This is a genomic window from Enterobacter sp. E14S (assembly GCF_055666685.1).
Window position 1 is genome coordinate 652,195 of record NZ_JBVODQ010000001.1, and the last position, 22,222, is coordinate 674,416.

Below are 22,222 nucleotides of genomic sequence, written 5' to 3' on the forward strand. Positions count from 1 at the left end.
TGTTGTGATCGCCGTCTGCTCTGACCACACGATTTCCTTCGACGTGCATCACTTTCGGCACGGTTATATTTTGCGTCGCTTATGAATTGCAGGTAGGATGCCTCGCCATGTTTCGCCTTATCCATACGCAGAATGACTGGGAAGGCGACATGTGTTTGCGCAGAAGCAATCGTTTGTATTGCGCTCTGCCAGGCAGGACTATCACGATAATGGTTCAGACAGGCAAACAGGTAACTCAATGAAAACAAGCAATAAAAGCGCAGCCGATCATCATGCTGCTAAACGTCGCTGGTTGAACTCCCACGAAGAGGGCTACCACAAAGCGATGGGCAACCGTCAGGTTCAAATGATCGCCATCGGCGGCGCTATCGGAACGGGGCTGTTTTTAGGTGCGGGTGCGCGTCTGCAAATGGCTGGCCCGGCTCTCGCCCTGGTCTATCTGGTGTGCGGGATCTTCTCTTTCTTCATTCTTCGTGCGCTGGGCGAACTGGTACTGCATCGCCCTTCCAGCGGAAGCTTCGTCTCTTACGCCCGTGAATTCCTCGGTGAAAAAGCGGCCTACGTTGCGGGCTGGATGTACTTCGTCAACTGGGCGATGACCGGTATTGTCGATATCACCGCCGTTGCGCTGTATATGCACTACTGGGGCGCGTTTGGCGATGTGCCGCAGTGGGTCTTTGCGCTTGGCGCGCTGGCGATTGTCGGCACCATGAACATGATCGGCGTGAAGTGGTTCGCGGAGATGGAGTTCTGGTTTGCGCTGGTAAAAGTGCTGGCCATCGTGGTGTTCCTGGTCGTGGGTACCGTCTTCCTCGGCAGCGGTAAACCGCTGGACGGCAATGCCACCGGCTTCCATCTGATAACCGATAACGGCGGATTCTTCCCGCACGGTCTGCTGCCTGCGCTGGTCCTGGTTCAGGGCGTGGTGTTCGCCTTCGCCTCCATCGAACTGGTGGGTACCGCAGCAGGTGAATGTAAAGATCCGCAGACCATGGTGCCAAAAGCCATTAACAGCGTGATCTGGCGTATCGGTCTGTTCTACGTCGGTTCCGTGGTGCTGCTGGTTCTGCTGCTCCCGTGGACTGCCTATCAGGCAGGTCAGAGTCCGTTTGTGACCTTCTTCTCTAAGCTCGGCGTGCCTTACGTTGGCAGCATCATGAACATCGTGGTCCTGACGGCGGCGCTCTCCAGCCTGAACTCCGGTCTTTACTCTACCGGTCGTATCCTGCGCTCCATGTCGATGGGCGGTTCTGCGCCGAAGTTCATGTCGAAGATGAGCAAGCAGCAGGTTCCCTATGCGGGGATTCTGGCAACGCTGGTGGTTTACGTTTTTGGCGTGTTCCTGAACTATCTGGTGCCGTCCCGCGTATTTGAGATCGTTCTGAATGTGGCTGCACTGGGGATTATCGCCTCCTGGGCCTTCATCGTGGTCTGCCAGATGCGTCTGCGCAAAGCGATCAAAGAAGGCAAAGCGGCTGATGTGAGCTTCAAGATGCCGGGCGCACCGGTGACCTCCTGGCTCACCCTGCTGTTCCTGTTCAGCGTGCTGGTGCTGATGGCGTTCGACTACCCGAACGGTACCTACACCATCGCGACCATTCCTCTGCTGGCCGTACTGCTGATTGCCGGCTGGTTCGGCGTGCGTAAGCGCGTTCACGAAATTCACAGCACCGCGCCGGTTCATCACGACGATGAAAAACACGACGCACCGCTGGTGGAAGAAACCTCGCGTTAAGCATCCGGTAAGTATTAAAAAGGGAAGGCAAATGCCTTCCCTTTTTTATTTACAGCGCGATACGAATGACGTCGTCAGGCTGGGTGGCTTCCTGCTGGCGAGTGGATTTTTGTTTCACCGTCACGTACAGGGTTTTGCCATCCGCAGAGAGCGCCAGGCTGTTCGGGTAGACCGGCGTATCGAAGGTTTTTGTGACCTTATACGTTTTCGCGTCAATCACGCTCACCTTACCGGCTTCACGGTGCGTCACGTAAACCTCATTGCGCGTTGGGTTAAACAGGACGGCCAGTGATTCAGGCGCGGCGATCTTCTCCATCACGCTGCCGTCTTTCAGGCTCACCACCAACACTTCCGGCTGTTTTGAATCGGTCAGGAACGCGCGCTGGCCGGCGGTATCGAGGCTGAGGTTCAGGTAGAAGTGCTCTTTACCGTCATCCTGCACCTTTTTGCGGCTCAGGATTTTATTGGTGGCCGTATCAATGGTTACCAGCTCGCCGTCCGCATTCGTGGTGTACAGACGTTTTGCCTGCGCATCCAGCGCCAGACCGGTGCTGTACGTACCGGTATTGGCAATGGTCTCTTTCAGCTTCAGCGTGGCGCCATCCACCACCCAAATCACGCTCTCTTTGCCGACGCCGGTGATGTAAATCGTGTTGCTCGCGTCATCCGCCACCAGCTGGCGCGGCTGCAGCGGTTTGACGGTTTCACTGCGCTGGCGATTATCAAGCACCAGACGCCCTTTCACGTCGCCCGTTTTCGCATCGATGGCCGTCACCGCGCCGTTGATGGTGTTGCCAAACCACAGGGTTTGCGTCGCGCCGTCGAGCGTGGCGCCAAAGGGTTTGAGATCGCTATGAATCGCCTGCGTCACGTCCAGCGTGACCGGGTCAAGGCGATAGATAACTCCGCCCTTATCGGTTTTGCGGCTTTGCGAGGTCGCCACCCACAGCGCATTCTCCTGCTGGCTGACCGCCATTTCATACGCCCCTTTGCCCACCGCTTTACGCAGCACCTCTTCGGCGGCATGCACCTGGAACGTCCCGGCAAGCAGTAAAGTGGCAGACAGCAGTGACAGGCTCAGACGCGGCGAGCACAGATGACGTAAAGACATAACAATTCCTTTTCTGAAAAGAGGGGTTTGGGCTGACATCACTTCCGGCAGGCAACGTCATGGCATTGCCTTTTGATAATGAGAATAGTAATCATTAATGAACTGAATGTGGAGTTTTTCTTTCGCGTCTCGCCTTTCATTAACGCAATGTGCGGTTATAGTTTTCAAAACATTTACAAAACCTTTAACATGTATGGTCATGTTCCATTTGGTTCGTTTATACACCACAACCGGTTTTATTCATGAAAATCATTTCTGCCCGTAAGGCTTCTCTCCCGCTGCTGCTGGTTCCCGTTATTTTCGCGCCGCTAACCGCAATGAGCGCGGAGGAACAGACCATGATCGTCAGCGCCACGCCGCAAACCGTATCGGAACTGGATACCCCGGCCGCGGTCAGCGTCGTCAATGGCGATGACATGCGCCACGCCGCGCCGCGCATCAACCTGTCTGAATCTCTGGGCAGCGTCCCGGGACTGCAAATTCAGAACCGCCAGAACTATGCCCAGGATCTCCAGCTTTCAATGCGTGGGTTTGGTGCCCGCTCAACGTTTGGCGTGCGCGGTATCCGTATGTATGTCGACGGTATCCCCGCCACCATGCCGGACGGACAGGGCCAGACCTCCAACATCGATCTCTCCAGCGTGGAGAGCGTTGAAGTGCTGCGCGGCCCCTTCTCTGCCCTGTACGGCAACGCCTCCGGCGGCGTGATTAACATCAACACCCAGACCGGGCAGCAGCCGCCGACCATTGAAGCCAGCAGCTATTACGGCAGCTACGGTACCTGGCGCTACGGCATGAAAGCCACCGGCGCGATGGGTGACGGCACCCACGCGGGCGATGTGGATTACACCGTTTCTACCACCCGCTTCACCACCAAAGGCTACCGCGACCACAGCGGCGCGCGCAAAAACCTCGCTAACGCCAAACTGGGCGTGCGCATTGATGACGTCAGCAAGCTGACGCTGATTTTCAACAGCGTGGACATGAAGGCCAACGATCCGGGCGGGCTGAGCTATCAGGAGTGGCAGAACAATCCGCGTCAGTCTCCGCGCGGCGATCAGTACAACACCCGCAAGACCATCAAGCAGACCCAGGCCGGTCTGCGCTACGATCGTCAGCTCAGCACTCAGGACGACCTCAGCGTGATGATGTACGCCGGCGAACGTGAAATGACGCAGTACCAGTCGATTCCGTATCAGCCGCAGCTGAAAGCCTCCCACTCCGGCGGCGTGATTGATATGCAGCGTCATTATCAGGGTATCGATACCCGCTGGACGCACCGCGGCGAGCTGCTGGTGCCGGTAACGTTTACCACCGGCCTGAACTACGAAAACCTGAGCGAAGATCGTCGCGGATACGAGAATTTCGTGATGAACAACGGCGTGCCGGATTACGGCGTGAAGGGTGACAAGCGTCGAAACGAACGTAACCTGATGTGGAACGTTGACCCTTACCTGCAAACCAGCTGGCAGCTGACGCAGAAACTGTCGGTGGATGCGGGAGTGCGCTACAGCTCGGTCTGGTTTGATTCCAACGACCATTACGTTACGCCGGGCAACGGCGATGACAGCGGTGACGCGAGCTATCACAAGTGGCTCCCGGCCGGTTCCGTGAAGTATGCGGTGACGGACGCATGGAACCTGTACGCTGCTGCAGGGCGTGGATTCGAAACGCCAACCATCAACGAGCTTTCCTATCGCGCCGATAACCAGGGCGGCCTGAACATCGGCCTGCAGCCGTCCACCAACAACACGTATGAAGTGGGCAGCAAAACCCGCATCGGCAATGGTCTGCTGACCGCGGCGCTGTTCCGCACCGATACGGATGATGAGATCGTGGTGGATGCCAGCTCTGGCGGGCGTACCAGCTATAAAAATGCCGGTAAAACCCGTCGTCAGGGGGTGGAAGTCTCCCTCGACCAGCAGTTTGCCGAGAACTGGAAGCTGAAGATGGCGTGGACGTATCTGGATGCCACCTACCGGACTAACGTCTGCAGCGACGCAGACTGTAACGGTAACCGCATGCCGGGCATTGCCCGCAACATGGGTTACGCCTCGTTTGGCTGGCAGCCGGAGGAAGGCTGGTACGCGGGCTCTGACGTGCGCTACATGAGCGACATTATGGCCGACGACGAGAATACGGCGAAAGCGCCATCGTATACGGTGGTCGGGCTGAACACCGGGTACAAATTCAACTACGGCAGCTGGGGCATGGACGTCTTTGGCCGCGTCGATAACCTGTTCGATAAAGAGTACGCGGGCTCGGTTATTGTCAACGAGTCTAACGGTCGTTATTACGAGCCTGCACCAGGCCGTAACTACGGGGTCGGGCTGTCAGTCTCTTATCGCTTCGAGTAAGCGATAAGAAAAGTTTATTTAATTAATGAAATAACGCTCCTGATGGCAATAAACCATCAGGAGTTATTCACCAGATAAATAATTAGGGGCGAAATATAGTCGCTCTGCTAAATAATCTCTTAGTTAAAATATTGTCGCTGTAAAAGCAAATTCGCTTCATCAATCACCTTATCAATCGCCTTCTGGCAGGCAACAACATCTCTTCGCTCCAGGGCGGAAAGCAGTTCGTCATAGTGATATGTCGAGGCTTTGATGTCGTTAAGCTCCTGATGCAGATAGTTCATACAGGGCCCGATGCGCACCCACAGCTGCTCAATTAATGCATTAAGCGTAGGCATTTCCGCATACTGATAAAGCGTAAACCGGAAGACGCGATTCGCATGCAATGCCTGCTGGACGTTCCCGTTGCGCATGGCCTCATGAAAGGCATCCGACAATTTGCGCAACGCCTCCAGTTTGCTATCAGACATATTCTGACAGGCTGCGGCGACCGCCATCGGCTCAAGCTGCTTGCGAATGGCGTTAATCTCGTTATAGCGCTCCAGCGTGACCTCCGGAACCAGAAATGCCTGCGCCGGCGTGGCGTGTAACGCCCCTGATGACACCAGGCGCAACAGCGCCTCGCGAACCGGGGTAATACTGGTTCCTAATTTATCGGCGATCTCTTTCGTAATCAGTCGTGCCCCAGGTTTGAGTGAGCCTGTAATTAACGCCCCTTTCAAACTGTGTTCAACTTGCATGGTAAGACTGACCCTTTGGGCTTTTTCTAAGTGGTCCAAATCAAGCATGTTCAATTCCTGTAGCTAAAACTTAATGCTATTTTTAAACGCCAGTTTTAATAAAACGACGCTGGTCCGATATATCCTGTATCGTCATGCCTGGTGGTGGGAAGTACGTAAAAACATCAAAAAAGCAAAGTTTGTTTTTTTTATTGGTTTCGGGCCCATCCGGGAAGCGGGCGCGAAATGCCATGTCCATTAATTAAAGACAATATATCGTATCTTCACAAATAAATATGGCGGGAAACCCCGCCATAGTGCTGTTTATTTATTGTCACTCGCGACGCGAATCACGACTTTGCCGAAGTTACGCCCTTCGAGCAGGCCAATCAGCGCCTCGGGCGCGTTCTCAAGCCCGTCCGTTATCTGTTCACGATAGTGGATTTTGCCCTCCTGCACCCAGCGTCCCATTGCTTCCTGGAACTCCTTAATGCGGTGACCGTAATCCTGGCCGATGATAAAGCCCTGCATACGAATGCGTTTCTTCAGGATGGTCGCCATCAGGAGCGGCAGGCGATCCGGCCCCTCGGGCAGGCCCGTCGCATTGTAGCCGCTCACCAGGCCGCACACCGGCACGCGCGCGGAGGTATTCAGTAACGGCAGCACGGCGTCAAATACTTTCCCGCCGACGTTTTCATAATAGACGTCAATTCCTTGCGGGCAGGCGCGTTTCAGCTGTTCGGCAAAGTCGGCCGCGTGATGATCCAGACACAGGTCAAACCCGAGGACTTCAACGGCATGGCGGCATTTTTCAGCCCCACCGGCGACGCCGACCACCCGGCAACCTTTAATTTTGCCGATCTGCCCGACGGTCGCGCCTACCGGGCCTGTCGCCGCGGCGACCACCAGCGTTTCGCCCGCTTTTGGCTGCCCGATATCCAGCAATCCCATATAGGCGGTAAAGCCCGGCATGCCCAGAATACCCAGCGCCCAGGAAGGATGTGACGGATTTTCGCCCAGCTTCACCAGGCCGCTGCCGTCTGAGAGTTCATACTCCTGCCAGCCGCTGTAGCCCAGCACCCACTCACCGGCTTTGAAGTCGGGATGATTTGACTGCTCAACGCGGCTAACCGTCCCCCCTACCATCACCGCGCCCAGCTCAACCGGTGGTGAATAGGATGGCGCATCGCTCATGCGCCCCCGCATGTACGGGTCCAGCGACAGCCAGACGGTGCGCAGCAAAAGCTGCCCTTCAGCCGGGGCGGGAACAGGCTGCGTTTCGAGACGAAAATTTTCCGCGACCGGCGCACCCTGAGGACGAGAGGCCAGTACCCAGCGGCGATTTTGCGAAACAGGTTGATTCATCGGGATCTCCTTCTGGTACAAATGTCATTACAGCCTGGCTCACGATCGGCGTTATCGCATTAGCATTACGAGGCAGACTGGTTAAGCCGTACGACCAGATAGATGCAGGTTTCATTCGTTTCGTTGATGAACCGGCAGTCATTTGGCGGCCCCAGCTCGAGACAATCTCCGGCGCGCATCTCGTGGCGCGTATCGCCCTCCTGAAACACCAGCTCGCCGGACTGAAGCCAGATAAGCTGACGTGCCAGCGCGTAAGAAGATGCAGGCATCGGAACATCGCTGCCGCGGCAGTTCAACCTGAACAAGGTCGATGGGCAGATCGGTGCGTGGAGAAACATGGCGGCGGAGGTAGTGCGTCTGAGGGTCGCGCCAGACGGGCTGGTTTGCAAGGCGCAGCAGCTTGCCCTCCTGCATTTCGGCCCGGGCAATAAGCGTTGACATGCTGATGCCAAACGCGCCGGACAGGCGGGCAAGCAAGGTGGCCGTCGGGCTGCTGTCTCCGCGTTCAATCTTGTGGATCATCGCGCGCGAGACCCCTGCCCGGTCAGCAAGCTCGCTCAGGGACCATCCGCGAGATTCGCGTTCAAGGCGAATTCTTGCGCTAATCCGTTGATTCATCGTGTCTGTTATGGTGTTCATGACGTCATACTATAGTGTATGAACGGCATTTCAATGGGCTTTTGATAACAAAAAAATATGGCTTATGCCGTAGCGATCGGGCGATACGATTGTGTAATATCGTAGGAGTAGCGTAATACTATAGTGAACAACACACAGAGGGTTAATCATGATCGTTCGTCATGCCTGCAAGGAAGACTGCGCCGCGATAGGAGAAATCTACAACCACGCGGTGCTGCATACTGCCGCGATCTGGAACGATAAAACCGTCGATACCGATAACCGAATCGCCTGGTTTGAGGCGCGCACGCTCGCGGGTTACCCGGTTCTGGTGAGCGAGGAAGACGGCGTTATCACCGGTTACGCCTCTTTTGGCGACTGGCGCGCCTTCGACGGTTTCCGTCATACGGTTGAGCATTCGGTCTACGTCCACCCGGACCATCAGGGAAAAGGCATTGGCCGCACGCTGATGATCGCGCTGATTAACGAGGCCCGCGCCATCGGTAAACACGTGATGGTGGCCGGTATTGAAGCGCAAAACCATGCCTCGATTCATCTCCACGAAACGCTTGGTTTTGTCACCACGGGGCAGATGCCGCAGGTGGGAACCAAGTTTGGCCGCTGGCTGGACTTAACCTTTATGCAGCTGCAGCTGGACGAGCGCAGCGATCCGGACGCCATCCCATGAATCAGTCACTGACCCTGGCGTTTCTGGTGGCGGCGGGAATAGGTCTGGTGGTGCAAAATACCTTAATGGTGCGTATCACCCAGTCCTCCTCCACGATCCTTATCGCGATGCTGCTGAACTCCCTGGTCGGCATTGTGCTGTTTGTCAGCATTCTGCTGCTGAAACAGGGCGTCGCCGGATTCAGCGAGCTGGCCGCAACGGTGCGCTGGTGGACGCTTATCCCGGGGCTGCTGGGGTCATTTTTCGTGTTTGCCAGCATCAGCGGGTATCAAAACGTTGGCGCGGCGACGACTATCGCCGTGCTGGTGGCGAGCCAGCTGATTGGCGGGCTGGTGATGGACGTGCTGAGGAGCCACGGCGTTCCGCTCCGCGCCCTGATTGGCCCGGTGTGCGGCGCGGTGATGCTGGTCGTCGGGGCCTGGCTGGTGGCGCGACGCCAGTTTTGAACGTTACAGTATGGTGCCGCCTTTGGTCAGCTGTTCCTCACGCGCGTCCAACTCCTCTTTATGCTGCTTACCGTGGTGCGAAATCGCGGTACGCAGACGCTGCTGCTGGGTGTAGCGTTCTTCACGGCTAAGATCTACATCATCGCTTAATTCGATCAGCAGTTCATTCATATGGGTAATGACGCCCTCTTCAATGGCGGCATCCACTCGGGCGGTAACTTCATTTAAATGTGACATTGTCACTCCTTGTGAATCGCCGGGTGGCGGCTGCGCCTTACCCGGCCTACAGGGGAACCGTAGGCACGGTAAGCGCAGCGCCACCGGGCAACATATTAGTTAAGCTTCGCCTTAGAGAAATCGCTGCCCATCAGGCTGACGCTGTATCCGGTCACGTTGCTGCGGGTTGCATAGAACGTTTTCCCGTTTGCCAGTGCGATCCACGGCGCCTGCTGATAGAAAATCTCCTGCGCCTGGCCGTAGAGTTTCGCGCGCTCGGCCGGGCTGCTGGTCAGCTTCGCTTTTTGCACCAGATCATCATAACCCTTATCACACCAGCGCGCGGCGTTTGATCCGGTTTTAATGCTGTTGCAGCCCAGCAGCACGTCGGCAAAGTTGTCCGGGTCGCCGTTATCGGACATCCAGCCAAACAGCGCGGAGTCATGTTCGCCTTTACGCATTCCGGAGAGATATTCGCCCCACTCGTAAGAGACAATTTTGGCCTTCACGCCGACTTTCGCCCAGTCGCTCTGGATCATCTCCGCGATACGACGCGAGTTCGGGTTGTACGGACGCTGAACCGGCATTGACCACAGCGTGACTTCCACCCCCTTCTCCAGCCCCGCCTGCTTCAGCAGCGCTTTCGCTTTTTCAGGATCGTAGCTGTAGTCCTTCAGGTCTTTATTAAAGCCCAGCATATTTGGCGGGATCGGCGATTTTGCCACCGTACCGGAACCCATAAAGACCGCATTGACGATAGCCTTCTTGTCGGTCGCGTAGTTAAGCGCCTGGCGCACCAGCACGTTATCAAACGGTTTTTTCTCGGTGTTAAACGCCAGATAGCCGACGTTCAGCGCATCGACCGAGTGCAGCGTCAGGTCTTTGTTGTTCTTGATGGCGTCAAACTGAACCGGGGACGGTGCAGGAATAATCTGGCACTCGTTGGTCTGTAGCTTCGCCAGACGGGTTTCCACGTTCGGCGTGATGGAGAAGATGAGATGCTTCGTCGGCACCTCGCCTTCCCAGTAGTTCGGGTTAGCAACGTAGCGGATCAGCGAATCCACCTTGTACTGCTGCAGGACATAAGGCCCGGTGCCAATCGGCCAGGTGTCTACGTTTTCAGGCGTGCCTTTTTTCAGCATCGCGTCGGCGTATTCGGCTGAGAGAATCGAGGCGAAATCCATCCCCCAGTCGGCCAGAAACGCGGCGTTAGGCTCGCTGAGGGTGAACTGAACGTGATAGTCGTCGACCTTTTTCACGTCCTGAATCAGCTTATCGAGCCCGACGTCGTTAAAGTATTCGTAGTTGCCCTGCGACACGTTGTGATACGGGTGTTTAGGGTCTTTCTGACGCAGAACCGAGAAAATAACGTCATCGGCGTTAAAGTCGCGCGTCGGTTTGAAGTATTTATTGCTGTTGAACTTCACCCCTTTGCGCAGGGCAAAGGTATAGGTCTTGCCGTCCGGCGAAATCGTCCAGGACTCCGCCAGCGACGGGACCGGGGTGTTTTTCACCGGGTCAAAATTGATCAGGCGGTTGTACAGTACCTGAGAACTGGCCACAAAAGACGGGCCAGAGCTGGCGATTTGCGGGTTGAAGGACTCGGGGGACGCTTCAGAACAGTAAATAAGGGTGTCGTTGTTCGCCGCCCATGCGGCACCGGCTGGTAACAGCGCGCTCAGCGCAAGGGCGAGCAGTGTTTTCCCTGTAGACATGGTTATAACCCTGATAGTTTTATTATATAAGACAGTAATAACAGCACAGGCGATATGACCTGGCAAATAACGAAACACTATCAGGTTATTCTAAAGCCGCGTTTTTTGGTGTTTTAACAGCCAGCGCCCGACAAAGGTGATTTGCCTTAAGGGCCGTTATTCGTCAAGCACAACCGTCACTTTCTATGCCGCAAGAAATCGGTCCTTTTAGCGTCTCTTCCCCCGTTTGGTTGCTTCCTGGTTTCGTTAAAGTAACGGTGTGAAGAAGTATATGGGATCAAATCGTGGCAAAAACTCTTTTACGCAGCGGTAACCTGGATGACTTTCAGGCCGTTGGCGGCGGCGGACAAGCCGTTTTTGAATCAGCGTTACAAATCCGGGAAGCGCTCCGGTTGCGCAAACAACAGGCCATCGTCGACTGTCTGGCTATTCCTCAGGTCAACGACAGCGGTGACCGCGTGGACTGGTATTCCCCCGTTGAAGGGAGCGTAACCAGCTGGAAATCGGCCGATGAAGATGACCGTTATCGCGCCCTGCGCTATCTGGAAAACACGCTAGCCAGCGTTGAGTCGTTAAGCAAGAAATGCCTCCAGTCGCCCAAAACCGCGCAGCAGCTTTTTGGTTCTCTGCTGTCAAAGGCGTTTCAGTTCCCGGGTGAAAACTTCCTCTTCCTGGTGGACGGAAAGCCGGTCATCAGCTTCTGGGGGTTCGTCAACCTGAACGAGAATGCGCGCGACGATGTTCTCGACTGCCTGCGTGAATCGCTGGTCCCTGAGCCCGCCCCCGTTGTGATTGAAGATCCTGAACCCGAGCCTGAGCCAGAACCGGTGGTGGCCTTTGAACACGCCGACGAACCGCTGATCGCCCCTTCCACGGTGGTGCGCATCACGCCGGAAGATCTGTATGAGCCTGAGCCGGCCCCGGCCGTTGCGCAACCCGTTCAGGAACCGGCTGTACCGAGCGTCGCGAAAAAGCGCCGTATCCCCCTGTGGACGCTGCCGGTTGCCGTCGCGATCGTTGCCGCGATTGCCGCACCGCTGCTGTGGCCAAAACAGTCGCCTTCAGCTGAGCCCGCCCCGGCGCCCGCACCTCAGCCCGTAGAGATTGCGCCAAAGCCGATCAAAGCGGTTGAGCCGCTGGCCATGAAATTACCGCTGCATCAGGCAGAGGTCGTGGCCAGCAAAGAAAAAGAGCCTGCTCTGGCGCCTGCGCCACAGCCTGCCCCGGTGGTGATTGTCGCCATCCCGAAAGATGCCATGGTGATGGAAGCGAATCAGGTGAAAGCGGGATCGACGCGTTTCCTGAACGGCACCTGGCGTGCAGTTCTGGACGTGAAAGATCCGGTCACCGGCAAGCCGCCGTCAATGCGCTATCAGATCCAGAACAATAAGGGCTTCGCCCGGGTTGTCCATGGCGACAACGTTGTCTGCCGCGCGGAAGTGTTCTCCGGCCTGCACAGCAATGGCGAGCTGATGATTAAAAGTCGCGGTACTGCCCGCTGCACCGACGGCTCCCGCTACCCGATGCCGGAGGTTGCCTGTAAAGCAGGCGCCAGCGATATCGCAGAATGTCGCGCCCGTTATGATGCCAATACCGTCGTTCCACTGACGTTCAAGAAAGCAGGTGCCTGATCCTATGCTGGTTAATCTTTGCGACTATAAACAAAGCGTCACGCTTATTGCCAACAGCGGCGTGCAGTTCCTTGATTTTGGTCTGACGCCGCAGGACACCGCCAGCAACGGGCGCTTCGTACGCAAAACCGCGAACGGCCCGCTTTTGCGACTCGATTTCGACCTGGTCAACGGACGTTATACCGTGCCGGGGACGAACGGCGGGCAGCCTGAAGTGGTCAAACCGGAAACCACCATTCCGCTGCATCAGTCTCTGACGGTGCTGGACGGCGTCTGGCTTCCGGTTCCTTTCCTGCGCTTCAATCCACCGCGAACCTTTGTTGAGGGGCCGGATAACTGGGCCCGCGTTCAGGTGCGCAGGCTGGATACACCCGATACGGCAGGCAATACGCACCGCGTGACTCTCGCCCTTGACAGCCAGATAGCTGAACACGCCACGTCCGCCCTGTCCCCGGTTGAAAACGATATTCTGAACGGGACCCGTTTCGCGCTGGCCTGGCGAGACAATGAGGTTGACAGTTTCCTCGACCAGACCTGGATTGACGGCTGGCTGCGCGAGGCATTTACCCGGTATGCCGACGGCGTTGAAAACCGCTCGGAACGCGATCTCCAGCAGGCGATGCGCGGTTTTGAATATCAGGCCCACTGGCTCAACCTGATGACCATGCTCGGTGAACAGCTCACCGTGCCGGAAGTAAAATTTGTTACCCATACGCTCAGCACGCCTGCCATTCCGGTCGATCTGATCCTCGACGTGGGCAATACCCACACCTGCGGCGTCATTATTGAAGACCACGGCGATGCGAACGATGGCCTGCGCCAGACCGCCGAGCTGCAGGTCCGCTCGCTAAGCGAGCCGCAGTTCCTGAATGCGCCGCTGTTCACCAGCCGTCTTGAGTTTTCGGAAGCGCGCTTTGGCAAGCAGCACTTCTCGGTTGAAAGCGGTCGCGAAGATGCCTTTGTCTGGCCGTCGATTGTTCGCGTGGGCGATGAAGCCCGCAAGCTGGCGATGCAGCGTCTGGGGACCGAAGGCAACAGCGGCATCTCCAGCCCGCGTCGCTACCTGTGGGATGAAACGCCGGTCGTGCAGGACTGGCGCTTTAGCCAGATGAACAGCAAAACCCAGCGTGAACCGCTTGCCACCGCGTTTCCGCTGATGAACCTGATGAACGATGACGGCGAACCGCTCTTCACGCTGCCGCAGGACGAACGGCTGCCAGTCTTCTCGCCGCAGTACAGCCGCAGCACGCTGATGACGCACATGCTGTGCGAGCTGCTGGCGCAGGCGCTGGGGCAGATCAACAGCGTTGCCACGCGCTTACGTTTGGGCTTCCCGGCGTCGCCGCGCCAGCTGCGCACCCTGATCCTGACGCTGCCCTCGGCCATGCCAAAGCAGGAGCGCGAGATTTTCCGTCGCCGCATGTTTGAAGCCATCGCCATCGTCTGGAAAGCGATGGGCTGGCACCCGCAGGATGAGGATTTTGTCACCCGCAAACAGCAGGATAAAAGCGTGGTGCCGGTGCCTGAAATCCAGATGGAGTGGGATGAAGCCAGCTGTGGTCAACTGGTCTGGCTGTATAACGAAGCGATCTCCCGCTTTGGCGGTCAGACCGAAGCCTTCTTCGCCTCCCTGGCCCGCCCGGACCGTGTACCAGAGCCGGGTAGCCAGCCGGGGCGCGCGCTGCGCGTCGCGTCCATCGATATTGGCGGCGGCACAACGGATATGGCGATCACCCATTATCAGCTGGATGACGGTTCCGGCAATAACGTCAAGATCACCCCGCAGCTGCTGTTCCGTGAAGGCTTTAAGGTCGCGGGCGACGATACGCTTCTGGACGTGATTCAGCGCTACGTGTTGCCTGCCCTGCAAACGCAGCTGCAGAAATCCGGTATCGCGGACGCCTCGCTGCTGATGGCGTCACTCTTCGGCGACTCCGGGCGTATTGACACCCAGGCCGTACTCCGCCAGCAGACGGCGCTTCAGCTGTTTATGCCGATTGGCCACGCCATTCTTGCCGCGTGGGAATCGAGCGACGTTGACGATCCGCTGGCCGGTCTGCATGCCACCTTTGGCGATCTCCTGCCGCAGAAACCGACCCGCAACGTCATGAATTACCTGCAGCAGGCGATCGATCATGCCCTGCCTGCGGGTTCAGACGCGTTTGACCTGTTCGCCGTGCCGCTGCACGTGAACTTCCGCGAAATGCAGGATGCGATGCTGGCCGGTCAGTTTACGCTGGCCTCGCCGCTCCACGCGGTGTGCGAGGCGATATCCCATTACAGCTGCGATATTCTGCTGATCACCGGACGCCCCGGCTGCCTGCCTGGCGTTCAGGCGCTGATTCGTCATCTGCAGCCGGTGCCGGTCAACCGCATCGTCTGGCTGGATAAATACCAGGTGCACGAGTGGTATCCGTTCAGCCAGCAGGGGCGCATTGGCAACCCGAAATCAACGGCCGCGGTGGGAGCCATGCTCTGCAGCCTGGCGCTCGACCTGCGTCTGCCGCGCTTCAACTTTAAAGCAGCGGACATTGGCGCGTATTCAACCGTGCGGTATCTCGGCGTGCTGGATAACACCGTTAATACCCTGCGCGAGGAAAACGTCTGGTATCAGGATATCGACCTCGATAAGCCGGGCGCGAAGCTCGACGCGCGTCTGCACTTCCCGCTGCGCGGTAACGTTACCCTCGGCTTCCGCCAGCTGGCGAACGCGCGCTGGCCCGCCACGCCGCTCTACACGCTCAGCATCAACTCGGCTGAACTGGCGAAAGCCATTGCCGGTGACGGCGTGCTGAACGTGCGGCTGAAGCTCTGCGGCGGCAGCAAGCAGGAAGGCCCTGAAGCCTTCGAGCTGAGCGATGCCTGGCTGCAGGACGGCACGCCGGTTGCCCCTGACGCATTAACCTTCAAACTGAATACTTTGGCCGATCGCCGACACAGCGGTAGCCACTACTGGATCGACAGCGGGAGCGTATACCTGAAATGACAGCGACGACGACCATCACTCAGGCCTTAATCGGGTGGATTAATGAGACGCGCCTGAACGCCCCTGTGCTGGATAACGATGCTGACGCCCTGCTTGCTCGCATCAACGCGGCGCAGGCGCGGGAGCAGGCCATTGAACGCGCCATGACCCGCCAGAGCAGCATTGGGCTTTACGGTCATTCGCAGAGCGCGAAAGCCCATCTGCTGTTATCCCTGTGCGGCAGCGGTAATGGACGCCTGAACGTGACGCCGGGCCAGCGCACCTTTGACTATTTTTCGCATATCAATCCGGGACATGCCCTGACCAACATGGCCGTCCGCTTCACCCGGGAAAGCCCGGAGGTGGCGGATGAGGCGTTCCCGCTGCGTTTGAGTCTGGTCACCGAGGCAGAGCTGGTACAGCTGTTTATTGCCCGCTCGACGCTGCATCCGCAGATGCGCGCGGTAGACAAGGCGGTCATTGAGACACGTCTGGAGAAATGGCGCGGGCTGCGCCAGCCGCAGGGCGTGCCCGGCATAACGGCTCAGGAAGTGGGTGCGATAGCCCGCTTCTGGCAAAGCACCGTACCCGCCGCTAAGCAGCAAATTGATGATGCCCTGTGGCATGAGTTCGCCCGGCTGGTGCCTTCTCTCGATCTCAGCACGCGGGCCAGCGTCTGGTCGCTGCTGTGGGGCGAGCAGCAGGAGTTGACCCAGCAGTGGTTAAAACTGGCCCATGTGCTGCACCAGACCAGCCATGCCGGCGAGCTTGCCGCCCCGCTTAGCCTGCTGGTGGACAGCTTTGGCCTGCCGGGTGAAGGGTTCCTGACGCACGACGGCACGTTAGATCTTCAGGACGCGCAGGAGACGCTGCTTCATCCGCTGAATAGCGGTGAAATGCTTAACGCCATCAGCATCCCCGTCGACGTGCTGGCCTTCCTGACCCGCGAGCTGGTGCTGCCGGTTGAGAACGGCGCGCTGGATAACGTCGATATTATTGATATTCCTGTTTTTGAAGATAACCGTGCCGACCCGCTACGTCAGGCGAAGTCCCAGTGGCTGCTCGAGCATTACCGTCAACAGCTTCAGCCGGATGTGCTGGTGATTTGCAATGCGACAGCGCAGCACGAGCAGACGGCAAAAAAAGCAAAAGTGTTGATGAACTGGGTCAAGGAGACGCAGCCTGCTGAAGAATCTGCCCTGCCGGGGCTGGTATGGGCGATTACCCCTCACGACGCCCGCTTTACCACCCGACAGAATCTCGATGAAGCCGTACAGCATCTGCTCGGAAAGCCGGGTTTACGCTGGGGCACGCTTCAGGCGCTGGACAGCCACAGCATGCAGCGCGTCATCGAATGGCTGTCTCAGGCCACGCTGCCCGCCCAGCGACAGAAGCGTCTCAGCACGCTGAAAGGCTTGCTGCGACAGGAGCTCTCATCGCTGATGCAGAGCTATCTGGCACCGCTGGTTGAAGAACCGGGGACAAGACGCGCTCAGGCCGAAAGCATGGTGCGCACGCTGCAAAACAGCGCCGCCCGCCACGGCGAACTGCTTGAAGGCCTCCTGCCGCCGCTGAAAGCCTTTGAAACGCTGCTCGCCGTTCAGCAGCCGCGCGAGGAGCAGGTGAACGGGCTGTTTACGGACACTATTGACCTGTTTGCCGAGAATACCCAGGAAAGCACCGGCCTGTTCCAGACAAAAGACAAAGCGCGTCTGGCGCACAGAGTCTGGATAAATCATCTGCGTCAGTGGAGCCGCAATGAGGCCACAGCCGCGCGCCTTGGGCTGGAGCCTGCGGTGTTACAGCAAATCGCGGATGTGCTGGTGGTCACCAGCTACCGGCTCGATCTGCCTCAACAGCTTCAGCGTATCGTCGAAGCGGATAAAAGCAGCGCGGCACAGCTGCATGCCGTGATGGGCAATTTCATTGGCTGGCTGGGTTACGACCAGACGCCTGTGGCAACACGTCCGGCAAGCCGCATCCGCAAGGGGCAGGCAATCTTCGTCACGCCAGTGGTCAGCAGCACCGAGCCTCGCTTGACGCGCCTGGGAGAACAGCCTGTGCATGCGGCCACCGCGTACGTATACGACTGGCTGGTCGCACTCTATAGCCGCGCGATAGAGAACATTGATTACCAGCATCCGCATGATGTTCAGCCTGACGCTCGCCAGGCACTACGGGCTTTGATAAAGTAGCCGCCCTTGTTGCCGGGTGGCGCTGCGCTTACCCGGCCTACATTTCGCAACGATGATAAATTGCACAATAATCACATCGTCATACACCCGGCTAACGTCTGTGCCAGTGCAGACGGATTCTCCCACGACATCGAGTGCCCCGCCGCAGGGATGATTTTTACCTCAACGCCCTTTTGCTTCAGATTGTCCACATCGTCATCCGGCAGAGACAGCTCGCCGAAAATCAACGTTACCGGGCAAGGAAGTGACAGGAACTGCGATTCCCATTCGGGCTCAACGCCCGCCACCAGGCTCGATGCACCCCGCCAGACGGCATACGGCGCATTACTCTGCAGACACCCCGCCCACGCCGTTTTTTCCGCGCTGAGCATGGCGTCATAGCCCTGCGTCAGAAACTGCTGCTCGGTTTGCGCTGCAATAGACCGGCTGAACATCCCCCCACCCGCATGAAAATTGGGCTCTGACACCATCAGCCCCTTCACGCGCGATGCCAGCAGCCCCGCCGTTTCGATTGCAATGCTGCCGCCCATGCTGTGGCCGTATAACCAGAAAGCATCCAGCTTAAGGTGGTCAATCAGCTCCGCCACAACGTGCGCCTGGTCGGTGGTTTTATAGCTGTAGTGCTCAGGCTTGTCGCTGTAGCCGCTGCCGGGCAAGTCGATGAGGATCGCTCTGCGCGCGCCAAACAGCGGGTCATGAACGACACGGGGATATTCATAGGAAGAGGCGCAGCCCAGCCCGTGAATGAACACCACGGGATCGCCGGTGCCGGGCAGGTCATGCCAGCGCACGGTACAACCGGCCTGCTGCGAGTAAAAACTGTTCATAAGCACTCCTTTTACGATGCACTGTGTATTTATACAGTTACCGTATCTGGAATGCCATATTCATCTTTTAAAAATGGAAGCGTACTTCAGAAAAGCGAGACCAGCAGCGCAACGGGAAAGCTCATTGGCCAAGTTGACCCCACCAGAAAAGCGCTGAGCAGGCGGATACGTTTGCGGTCTTTAGAGAGGAACCAGGTAATTAATGCGCAGATGGAAGCCATGATTGCGTAAAAAACCAACATCTTTTGATACAACGTCATTCTGTATACCAGAGCCGAAAAAATAACCGCACGCAATATGCGTCATATGTTGATACAGATCAAGTTTTTTCGTTACAGAATAACCACTTAAAACTTATGGGTAATAACAATTGAGTATCTTGCATAACACTTCTGGCGGGCGTGGCGAATGCCTGGCCGCGAATACGACCAGGCATGACGGGCTTAGTGTTTGATCATGACATGCCGCACGACCGTATAATCCTCAAGCCCGTAGACCGACATATCTTTGCCGTAGCCGGATAATTTCATGCCGCCGTGCGGCATTTCGCTCACCAGCATAAAATGGGTATTCACCCAGGTGCAGCCGTACTGCAGGCGCGCGCTCAGACGATGGGCGCGGCCCACGTCTTTGGTCCAGACCGATGACGCCAGGCCATACTGCGAATCGTTCGCCCAGGCCAGCACCTGCGCCTCGTCATCAAACTCGGTGACGCTCACCACCGGGCCAAACACCTCGCGCTGAACGATAGCGTCGTCCTGCTTTGCACCCGCCAGCAGGGTTGGCTGGAAGTAGTAGCCCGCCCCCTCTTTTTTGCTCCCACCCGTGACAACGCGGATATGACCGAGCGCTTTCGCCTCATCGACCGCCTGACAGACGCGTGAAAGATGGGCGGCCGAGCTGAGTGGTCCCAGTTCGGTAGAGTCATCCTCCGGCGCACCCATTTTGAGGCTAGCGACCGCTGCGCCCAGCTTTTCCACCAGCGCGGCATAGATGCCCTTCTGGGCATAAATCCGGCAGGCTGCCGTACAGTCCTGCCCGGCATTGTAGAAACCAAACGTCCGCACCCCTTCGACAACCGCATCCAGGTCGGCATCATCAAAGACGATAACCGGCGCTTTACCGCCCAGTTCCATGTGGGTGCGTTTAATGGAGGACGCGGTATGGCCGATGATATGTTCCCCGGTAGCAATCGAACCGGTCAGCGAGACCATACGGACTTTTTCATGCCCGGTAAGCGGGTCACCGACCGTTTTCCCCCGGCCAAACAGGACGTTCAGAACGCCTGCCGGGAAGATATCTTTTGCCAGCTCTCCCAGCTTCAGCGCGGTCAGGGGCGTGATCTCTGAGGGCTTAATCACCACGCAGTTTCCTGCCGCCAGCGCGGGTGCCAGCTTCCAGGCCGCCATCATCAGCGGATAGTTCCAGGGGGCAATAGAGGCAACCACGCCCACCGGATCGCGGCGGATCATCGACGTGTGGCCGTCAAGGTACTCCCCGGCGGCCAGCCCGTTCAGACAGCGGGCGGCCCCGGCAAAGAAACGGAAAACGTCGACCACCGCCGGAATTTCATCTCCCAGAGCACAGTGCAGCGGCTTGCCGCAGTTCAGGGATTCGAGCCGGGCAAAGTCCTCCCCATGCGCTTCAATCGCATCCGCCAGCTTCAGCAGGCACTCGGCACGGGTTTTCGGCGTGGTTTGCCCCCACTCACCAAAAGCACGGTCGGCCGCCTGAACCGCCGCGTCGACCTGAGCCGCTGACGCCTCGGCAATCTCCAGCAGGAGTTCTCCAGTGGCCGGGTTATAGACCGGCTGTTTTTCTCCCTCTCCGGTTACCAGTTTTCCCTCTATCAGCAGTTGTGTTTGCATAGCATTTTCCTGTTGAATTCACTGTTATTTCCCGCTGCCGGCGATATTCTCGCCGTCGCGGGTTAGCCACCAGGCTCCCAGAATGGGGATAGTTGTCACCAGCATCACCAGCAGTGCTACAACGTTGGTGACCGGCACGTCGCGCGGACGACCGAGCTGATTGAGCAACCACAGCGGTAACGTGCGCTCGTGTCCCGCCGTAAACGTTGTGACGATTATCTCGTCAAACGACAGGGCAAACGCCAGCATTCCCCCGGCCAGCAGCGCGGAACCCAGATTGGGCAGCACCACATAGCGGAAGGTTTGCCATCCGTCGGCCCCGAGATCCATCGACGCTTCCACCAGGCTCCAGGAGGTGCGTCTGAACCGGGCAATCACGTTGTTAAACACCACCACCACGCAAAAGGTGGCGTGTCCGACCACGATGGTGAAAAAGCCCGGCTCAAGGTCAATCGTTTTGAATGCCGTCAGCAGCGCCAGACCGGTGATGATCCCCGGCAACGCAATCGGCAACAGCAGCAACAGCGAGATCGCATTCTTGCCAAAAAACTCGCTTCGCCACAGCGCCGCTGCAGCAAGCGTGCCAAGCACAAGGGCAATCGCGGTGGAGAGCGCGGCAATCTGAAGTGACAACGTCACGGATTCAATAATATCGCCGCGCCCCGCCGCCACGCTGAACCACTTCAGCGTCAGCCCCTGCGGCGGAAAGCTGAAGGCCGCGTCTTCGGTATTAAAGGCATAGGTCGCGATAATCAGCAGCGGGAAGTGCAGGAAGATGACGCCTCCCCACGCTGCCACTTTCAGGAACAGCGGTGCGCGTTCAGAGTGCATCGAATGCTCCCAGACGTTTCACGAACGCCAGATAGAGTGAAATCAGCACGATGGGCACCAGCGTGAACGCGGCGGCCATGGGCATATTGCCAATGGCACCCTGCTGCGAGTAGACCATGTTACCAATGAAGTAGCCCGGCGGCCCCACCAGCTGTGGAACGATGAAATCCCCCAGCGTCAGGGAAAAGGTGAATATTGAGCCCGCGGCAATACCCGGGATCGCCAGCGGCAGAACGACGTAGCGAAAGGTCTGGCGAGGGCGCGCGCCGAGGTCGGCTGAGGCCTGCAGTAGCGAGGCAGGCAGGCGTTCCAGCGCCGCCTGGACGGGCAGGATCATAAACGGCAGCCAGATATAGACGAAGACCAGAAACCGCCCCAGCCCGGAGGTGGACAAGGTGTTGCCGCCAATCGCCGGGAGCGTAAGGAATGAGGTCAGGATCGGCTCCAGCCCCATATGGTTGAGAAACCACTGCGCCACCCCATCCTTCGCCAGCAGCAGCGTCCAGGCGTAGGCTTTGACGATGTAGCTCGCCCACATCGGCAGCATCACGGCGATATAGAAAAACGCTTTCAACTTGCCGCTGGTGTATCGCGCCATGTACCAGGCCATCGGGAAGGCCAGGATGGCGCTGGCAATCGTCACCGCAATCGCCATGGTTAACGTGCGCAGGATGATGTCGTAGTTTGCCGGGTTGAAAAGCGCCTGAATGTTCGCCAGCGTCAGATCCGGCGTGACGGCCATGGTGAAATCGTCAAAGGTGTAAAAACCTTGCCACAGCAGGGTCAGAAGCGATCCTAAATAGACGATGCCAAACCACATGAGCGGCGCGAGCAGAAGCAGGAACAGGCCGAGCGACGGTTTACGCCAGAACAGCGCCGTCATGCGGCTTAAGCGGCCGTGCGAGGCGGGAGGATGCGCAACGCTCATAGCCATT

17 protein-coding genes and 1 pseudogene are annotated in these 22,222 nt (G+C 57.7%); 7 read left to right on the forward strand and 11 right to left on the reverse strand.

What is annotated here, in order from left to right; all coding sequences use genetic code 11:
* The first annotated feature begins 238 nt into the window (after window positions 1-238).
* Window positions 239-1,735 (forward strand): L-asparagine permease, encoded by a 1,497-nt coding sequence (gene ansP / locus ACZ6J2_RS03090; RefSeq protein ID WP_023311978.1) that lies wholly within the window; start codon window positions 239-241, stop codon window positions 1,733-1,735.
* A 49-nt stretch (window positions 1,736-1,784) separates the two neighbouring features.
* Here the strand turns inward: ansP and yncE are convergent, their stop codons facing one another.
* On the reverse strand, window positions 1,785-2,846 hold the full coding sequence (yncE, locus tag ACZ6J2_RS03095; protein WP_217073038.1) for a 7-bladed beta-propeller protein YncE: 1,062 nt from the start codon (window positions 2,844-2,846) through the stop codon (window positions 1,785-1,787).
* A gap of 242 nt (window positions 2,847-3,088) precedes the next feature.
* Between yncE and pqqU the strand changes: the two genes are divergently transcribed.
* Entirely contained in the window at window positions 3,089-5,203 is a 2,115-nt protein-coding gene (pqqU, locus tag ACZ6J2_RS03100; RefSeq protein ID WP_126795563.1) for a TonB-dependent receptor PqqU, read from the forward strand.
* 119 nt (window positions 5,204-5,322) lie between these two features.
* Here pqqU and ACZ6J2_RS03105 read toward each other — a convergent pair whose 3' ends face one another.
* The 3 genes and pseudogenes from ACZ6J2_RS03105 to ACZ6J2_RS03115 all read right to left on the reverse strand — a co-directional run bounded on the left by ACZ6J2_RS03105 (window position 5,323) and on the right by ACZ6J2_RS03115 (window position 7,926).
* Window positions 5,323-5,991 carry a GntR family transcriptional regulator gene (locus ACZ6J2_RS03105; RefSeq protein WP_023311981.1) on the reverse strand — a complete coding sequence of 223 codons (669 nt, stop codon included), beginning with the start codon at window positions 5,989-5,991 and terminating at the stop codon, window positions 5,323-5,325.
* Window positions 5,992-6,246: 255 nt separating this feature from the next.
* Window positions 6,247-7,287 (reverse strand): NADP-dependent oxidoreductase, encoded by a 1,041-nt coding sequence (locus ACZ6J2_RS03110; protein ID WP_033145679.1) that lies wholly within the window; start codon window positions 7,285-7,287, stop codon window positions 6,247-6,249.
* 65 nt (window positions 7,288-7,352) lie between these two features.
* Window positions 7,353-7,926 (reverse strand): annotated as a pseudogene (locus ACZ6J2_RS03115) (helix-turn-helix domain-containing protein).
* 148 nt (window positions 7,927-8,074) lie between these two features.
* Between ACZ6J2_RS03115 and ACZ6J2_RS03120 the strand changes: the two are divergent.
* Both ACZ6J2_RS03120 and ACZ6J2_RS03125 read left to right on the forward strand, forming a co-directional pair.
* Entirely contained in the window at window positions 8,075-8,593 is a 519-nt protein-coding gene (locus ACZ6J2_RS03120) for a GNAT family N-acetyltransferase (protein ID WP_033145680.1), read from the forward strand.
* Window positions 8,590-9,039 (forward strand): DMT family transporter, encoded by a 450-nt coding sequence (locus tag ACZ6J2_RS03125; RefSeq protein ID WP_023335868.1) that lies wholly within the window; start codon window positions 8,590-8,592, stop codon window positions 9,037-9,039. Before ACZ6J2_RS03120 ends, ACZ6J2_RS03125 begins: the two co-directional genes overlap by 4 nt.
* A 3-nt stretch (window positions 9,040-9,042) precedes the next feature.
* On the opposite strand, the gene ACZ6J2_RS03130 is transcribed toward ACZ6J2_RS03125, so the two are convergent.
* Window positions 9,043-9,276, reverse strand: coding sequence for a YdcY family protein (locus ACZ6J2_RS03130; RefSeq protein ID WP_471724768.1), 234 nt, complete (start codon window positions 9,274-9,276; stop codon window positions 9,043-9,045).
* Window positions 9,277-9,371: 95 nt separating this feature from the next.
* Window positions 9,372-10,970 carry an ABC transporter substrate-binding protein gene (locus tag ACZ6J2_RS03135; RefSeq protein ID WP_471724770.1) on the reverse strand — a complete coding sequence of 533 codons (1,599 nt, stop codon included), beginning with the start codon at window positions 10,968-10,970 and terminating at the stop codon, window positions 9,372-9,374.
* A gap of 284 nt (window positions 10,971-11,254) precedes the next feature.
* Here ACZ6J2_RS03135 and ACZ6J2_RS03140 point away from each other — a divergent pair, with 284 nt between their 5' ends.
* Genes ACZ6J2_RS03140 through ACZ6J2_RS03150 form a run of 3 tightly spaced genes read left to right on the forward strand, consistent with a single transcriptional unit; the run spans window position 11,255 to window position 17,761 of the window.
* Window positions 11,255-12,601: an SrfA family protein gene (locus ACZ6J2_RS03140; protein WP_471724771.1), complete on the forward strand. Its 1,347-nt coding sequence runs from the start codon at window positions 11,255-11,257 to the stop codon at window positions 12,599-12,601.
* Window positions 12,602-12,605: 4 nt separating this feature from the next.
* On the forward strand, window positions 12,606-15,587 hold the full coding sequence (locus ACZ6J2_RS03145) for a virulence factor SrfB (RefSeq protein ID WP_471724772.1): 2,982 nt from the start codon (window positions 12,606-12,608) through the stop codon (window positions 15,585-15,587).
* Window positions 15,584-17,761, forward strand: a complete 2,178-nt coding sequence (locus tag ACZ6J2_RS03150; protein ID WP_471724773.1) for a virulence factor SrfC family protein — start codon at window positions 15,584-15,586, stop codon at window positions 17,759-17,761. The genes ACZ6J2_RS03145 and ACZ6J2_RS03150 overlap by 4 nt, the downstream gene beginning before the upstream one ends.
* A gap of 71 nt (window positions 17,762-17,832) precedes the next feature.
* Here the strand turns inward: ACZ6J2_RS03150 and ACZ6J2_RS03155 are convergent, their stop codons facing one another.
* The 5 genes from ACZ6J2_RS03155 to ACZ6J2_RS03175 form a co-directional block, all read right to left on the reverse strand.
* Window positions 17,833-18,588, reverse strand: a complete 756-nt coding sequence (locus ACZ6J2_RS03155; protein ID WP_471724774.1) for an alpha/beta fold hydrolase — start codon at window positions 18,586-18,588, stop codon at window positions 17,833-17,835.
* Between the two features lie 86 nt (window positions 18,589-18,674).
* The gene (locus tag ACZ6J2_RS03160; protein WP_013096478.1) at window positions 18,675-18,848 is read right to left on the reverse strand and encodes a GhoT/OrtT family toxin; all 174 of its coding nucleotides are present in this window, start codon (window positions 18,846-18,848) and stop codon (window positions 18,675-18,677) included.
* 183 nt (window positions 18,849-19,031) lie between these two features.
* On the reverse strand, window positions 19,032-20,456 hold the full coding sequence (gene patD, locus ACZ6J2_RS03165) for an aminobutyraldehyde dehydrogenase (protein ID WP_471724775.1): 1,425 nt from the start codon (window positions 20,454-20,456) through the stop codon (window positions 19,032-19,034).
* Between the two features lie 24 nt (window positions 20,457-20,480).
* Window positions 20,481-21,287: an ABC transporter permease gene (locus ACZ6J2_RS03170; RefSeq protein ID WP_029741505.1), complete on the reverse strand. Its 807-nt coding sequence runs from the start codon at window positions 21,285-21,287 to the stop codon at window positions 20,481-20,483.
* Entirely contained in the window at window positions 21,277-22,221 is a 945-nt protein-coding gene (locus ACZ6J2_RS03175; RefSeq protein ID WP_471724776.1) for an ABC transporter permease, read from the reverse strand. The genes ACZ6J2_RS03170 and ACZ6J2_RS03175 overlap by 11 nt, the downstream gene beginning before the upstream one ends.
* Window position 22,222 lies beyond the last annotated feature (1 nt).

Bases quoted from the DNA above. Each gene is read 5' to 3' on its own strand.
- ansP (WP_023311978.1), top strand. From the start codon at position 239: ATGAAAACAAGCAATAAAAGCGCAGCCGATCATCATGCTGCTAAACGT.
- yncE (WP_217073038.1), bottom strand. From the start codon at position 2,846: ATGTCTTTACGTCATCTGTGCTCGCCGCGTCTGAGCCTGTCACTGCTG.
- pqqU (WP_126795563.1), top strand. From the start codon at position 3,089: ATGAAAATCATTTCTGCCCGTAAGGCTTCTCTCCCGCTGCTGCTGGTT.
- ACZ6J2_RS03105 (WP_023311981.1), bottom strand. From the start codon at position 5,991: ATGCTTGATTTGGACCACTTAGAAAAAGCCCAAAGGGTCAGTCTTACC.
- ACZ6J2_RS03110 (WP_033145679.1), bottom strand. From the start codon at position 7,287: ATGAATCAACCTGTTTCGCAAAATCGCCGCTGGGTACTGGCCTCTCGT.
- ACZ6J2_RS03120 (WP_033145680.1), top strand. From the start codon at position 8,075: ATGATCGTTCGTCATGCCTGCAAGGAAGACTGCGCCGCGATAGGAGAA.
- ACZ6J2_RS03125 (WP_023335868.1), top strand. From the start codon at position 8,590: ATGAATCAGTCACTGACCCTGGCGTTTCTGGTGGCGGCGGGAATAGGT.
- ACZ6J2_RS03130 (WP_471724768.1), bottom strand. From the start codon at position 9,276: ATGTCACATTTAAATGAAGTTACCGCCCGAGTGGATGCCGCCATTGAA.
- ACZ6J2_RS03135 (WP_471724770.1), bottom strand. From the start codon at position 10,970: ATGTCTACAGGGAAAACACTGCTCGCCCTTGCGCTGAGCGCGCTGTTA.
- ACZ6J2_RS03145 (WP_471724772.1), top strand. From the start codon at position 12,606: ATGCTGGTTAATCTTTGCGACTATAAACAAAGCGTCACGCTTATTGCC.
- ACZ6J2_RS03150 (WP_471724773.1), top strand. From the start codon at position 15,584: ATGACAGCGACGACGACCATCACTCAGGCCTTAATCGGGTGGATTAAT.
- ACZ6J2_RS03155 (WP_471724774.1), bottom strand. From the start codon at position 18,588: ATGAACAGTTTTTACTCGCAGCAGGCCGGTTGTACCGTGCGCTGGCAT.
- ACZ6J2_RS03160 (WP_013096478.1), bottom strand. From the start codon at position 18,848: ATGACGTTGTATCAAAAGATGTTGGTTTTTTACGCAATCATGGCTTCC.
- patD (WP_471724775.1), bottom strand. From the start codon at position 20,456: ATGCAAACACAACTGCTGATAGAGGGAAAACTGGTAACCGGAGAGGGA.
- ACZ6J2_RS03170 (WP_029741505.1), bottom strand. From the start codon at position 21,287: ATGCACTCTGAACGCGCACCGCTGTTCCTGAAAGTGGCAGCGTGGGGA.
- ACZ6J2_RS03175 (WP_471724776.1), bottom strand. From the start codon at position 22,221: ATGGCTATGAGCGTTGCGCATCCTCCCGCCTCGCACGGCCGCTTAAGC.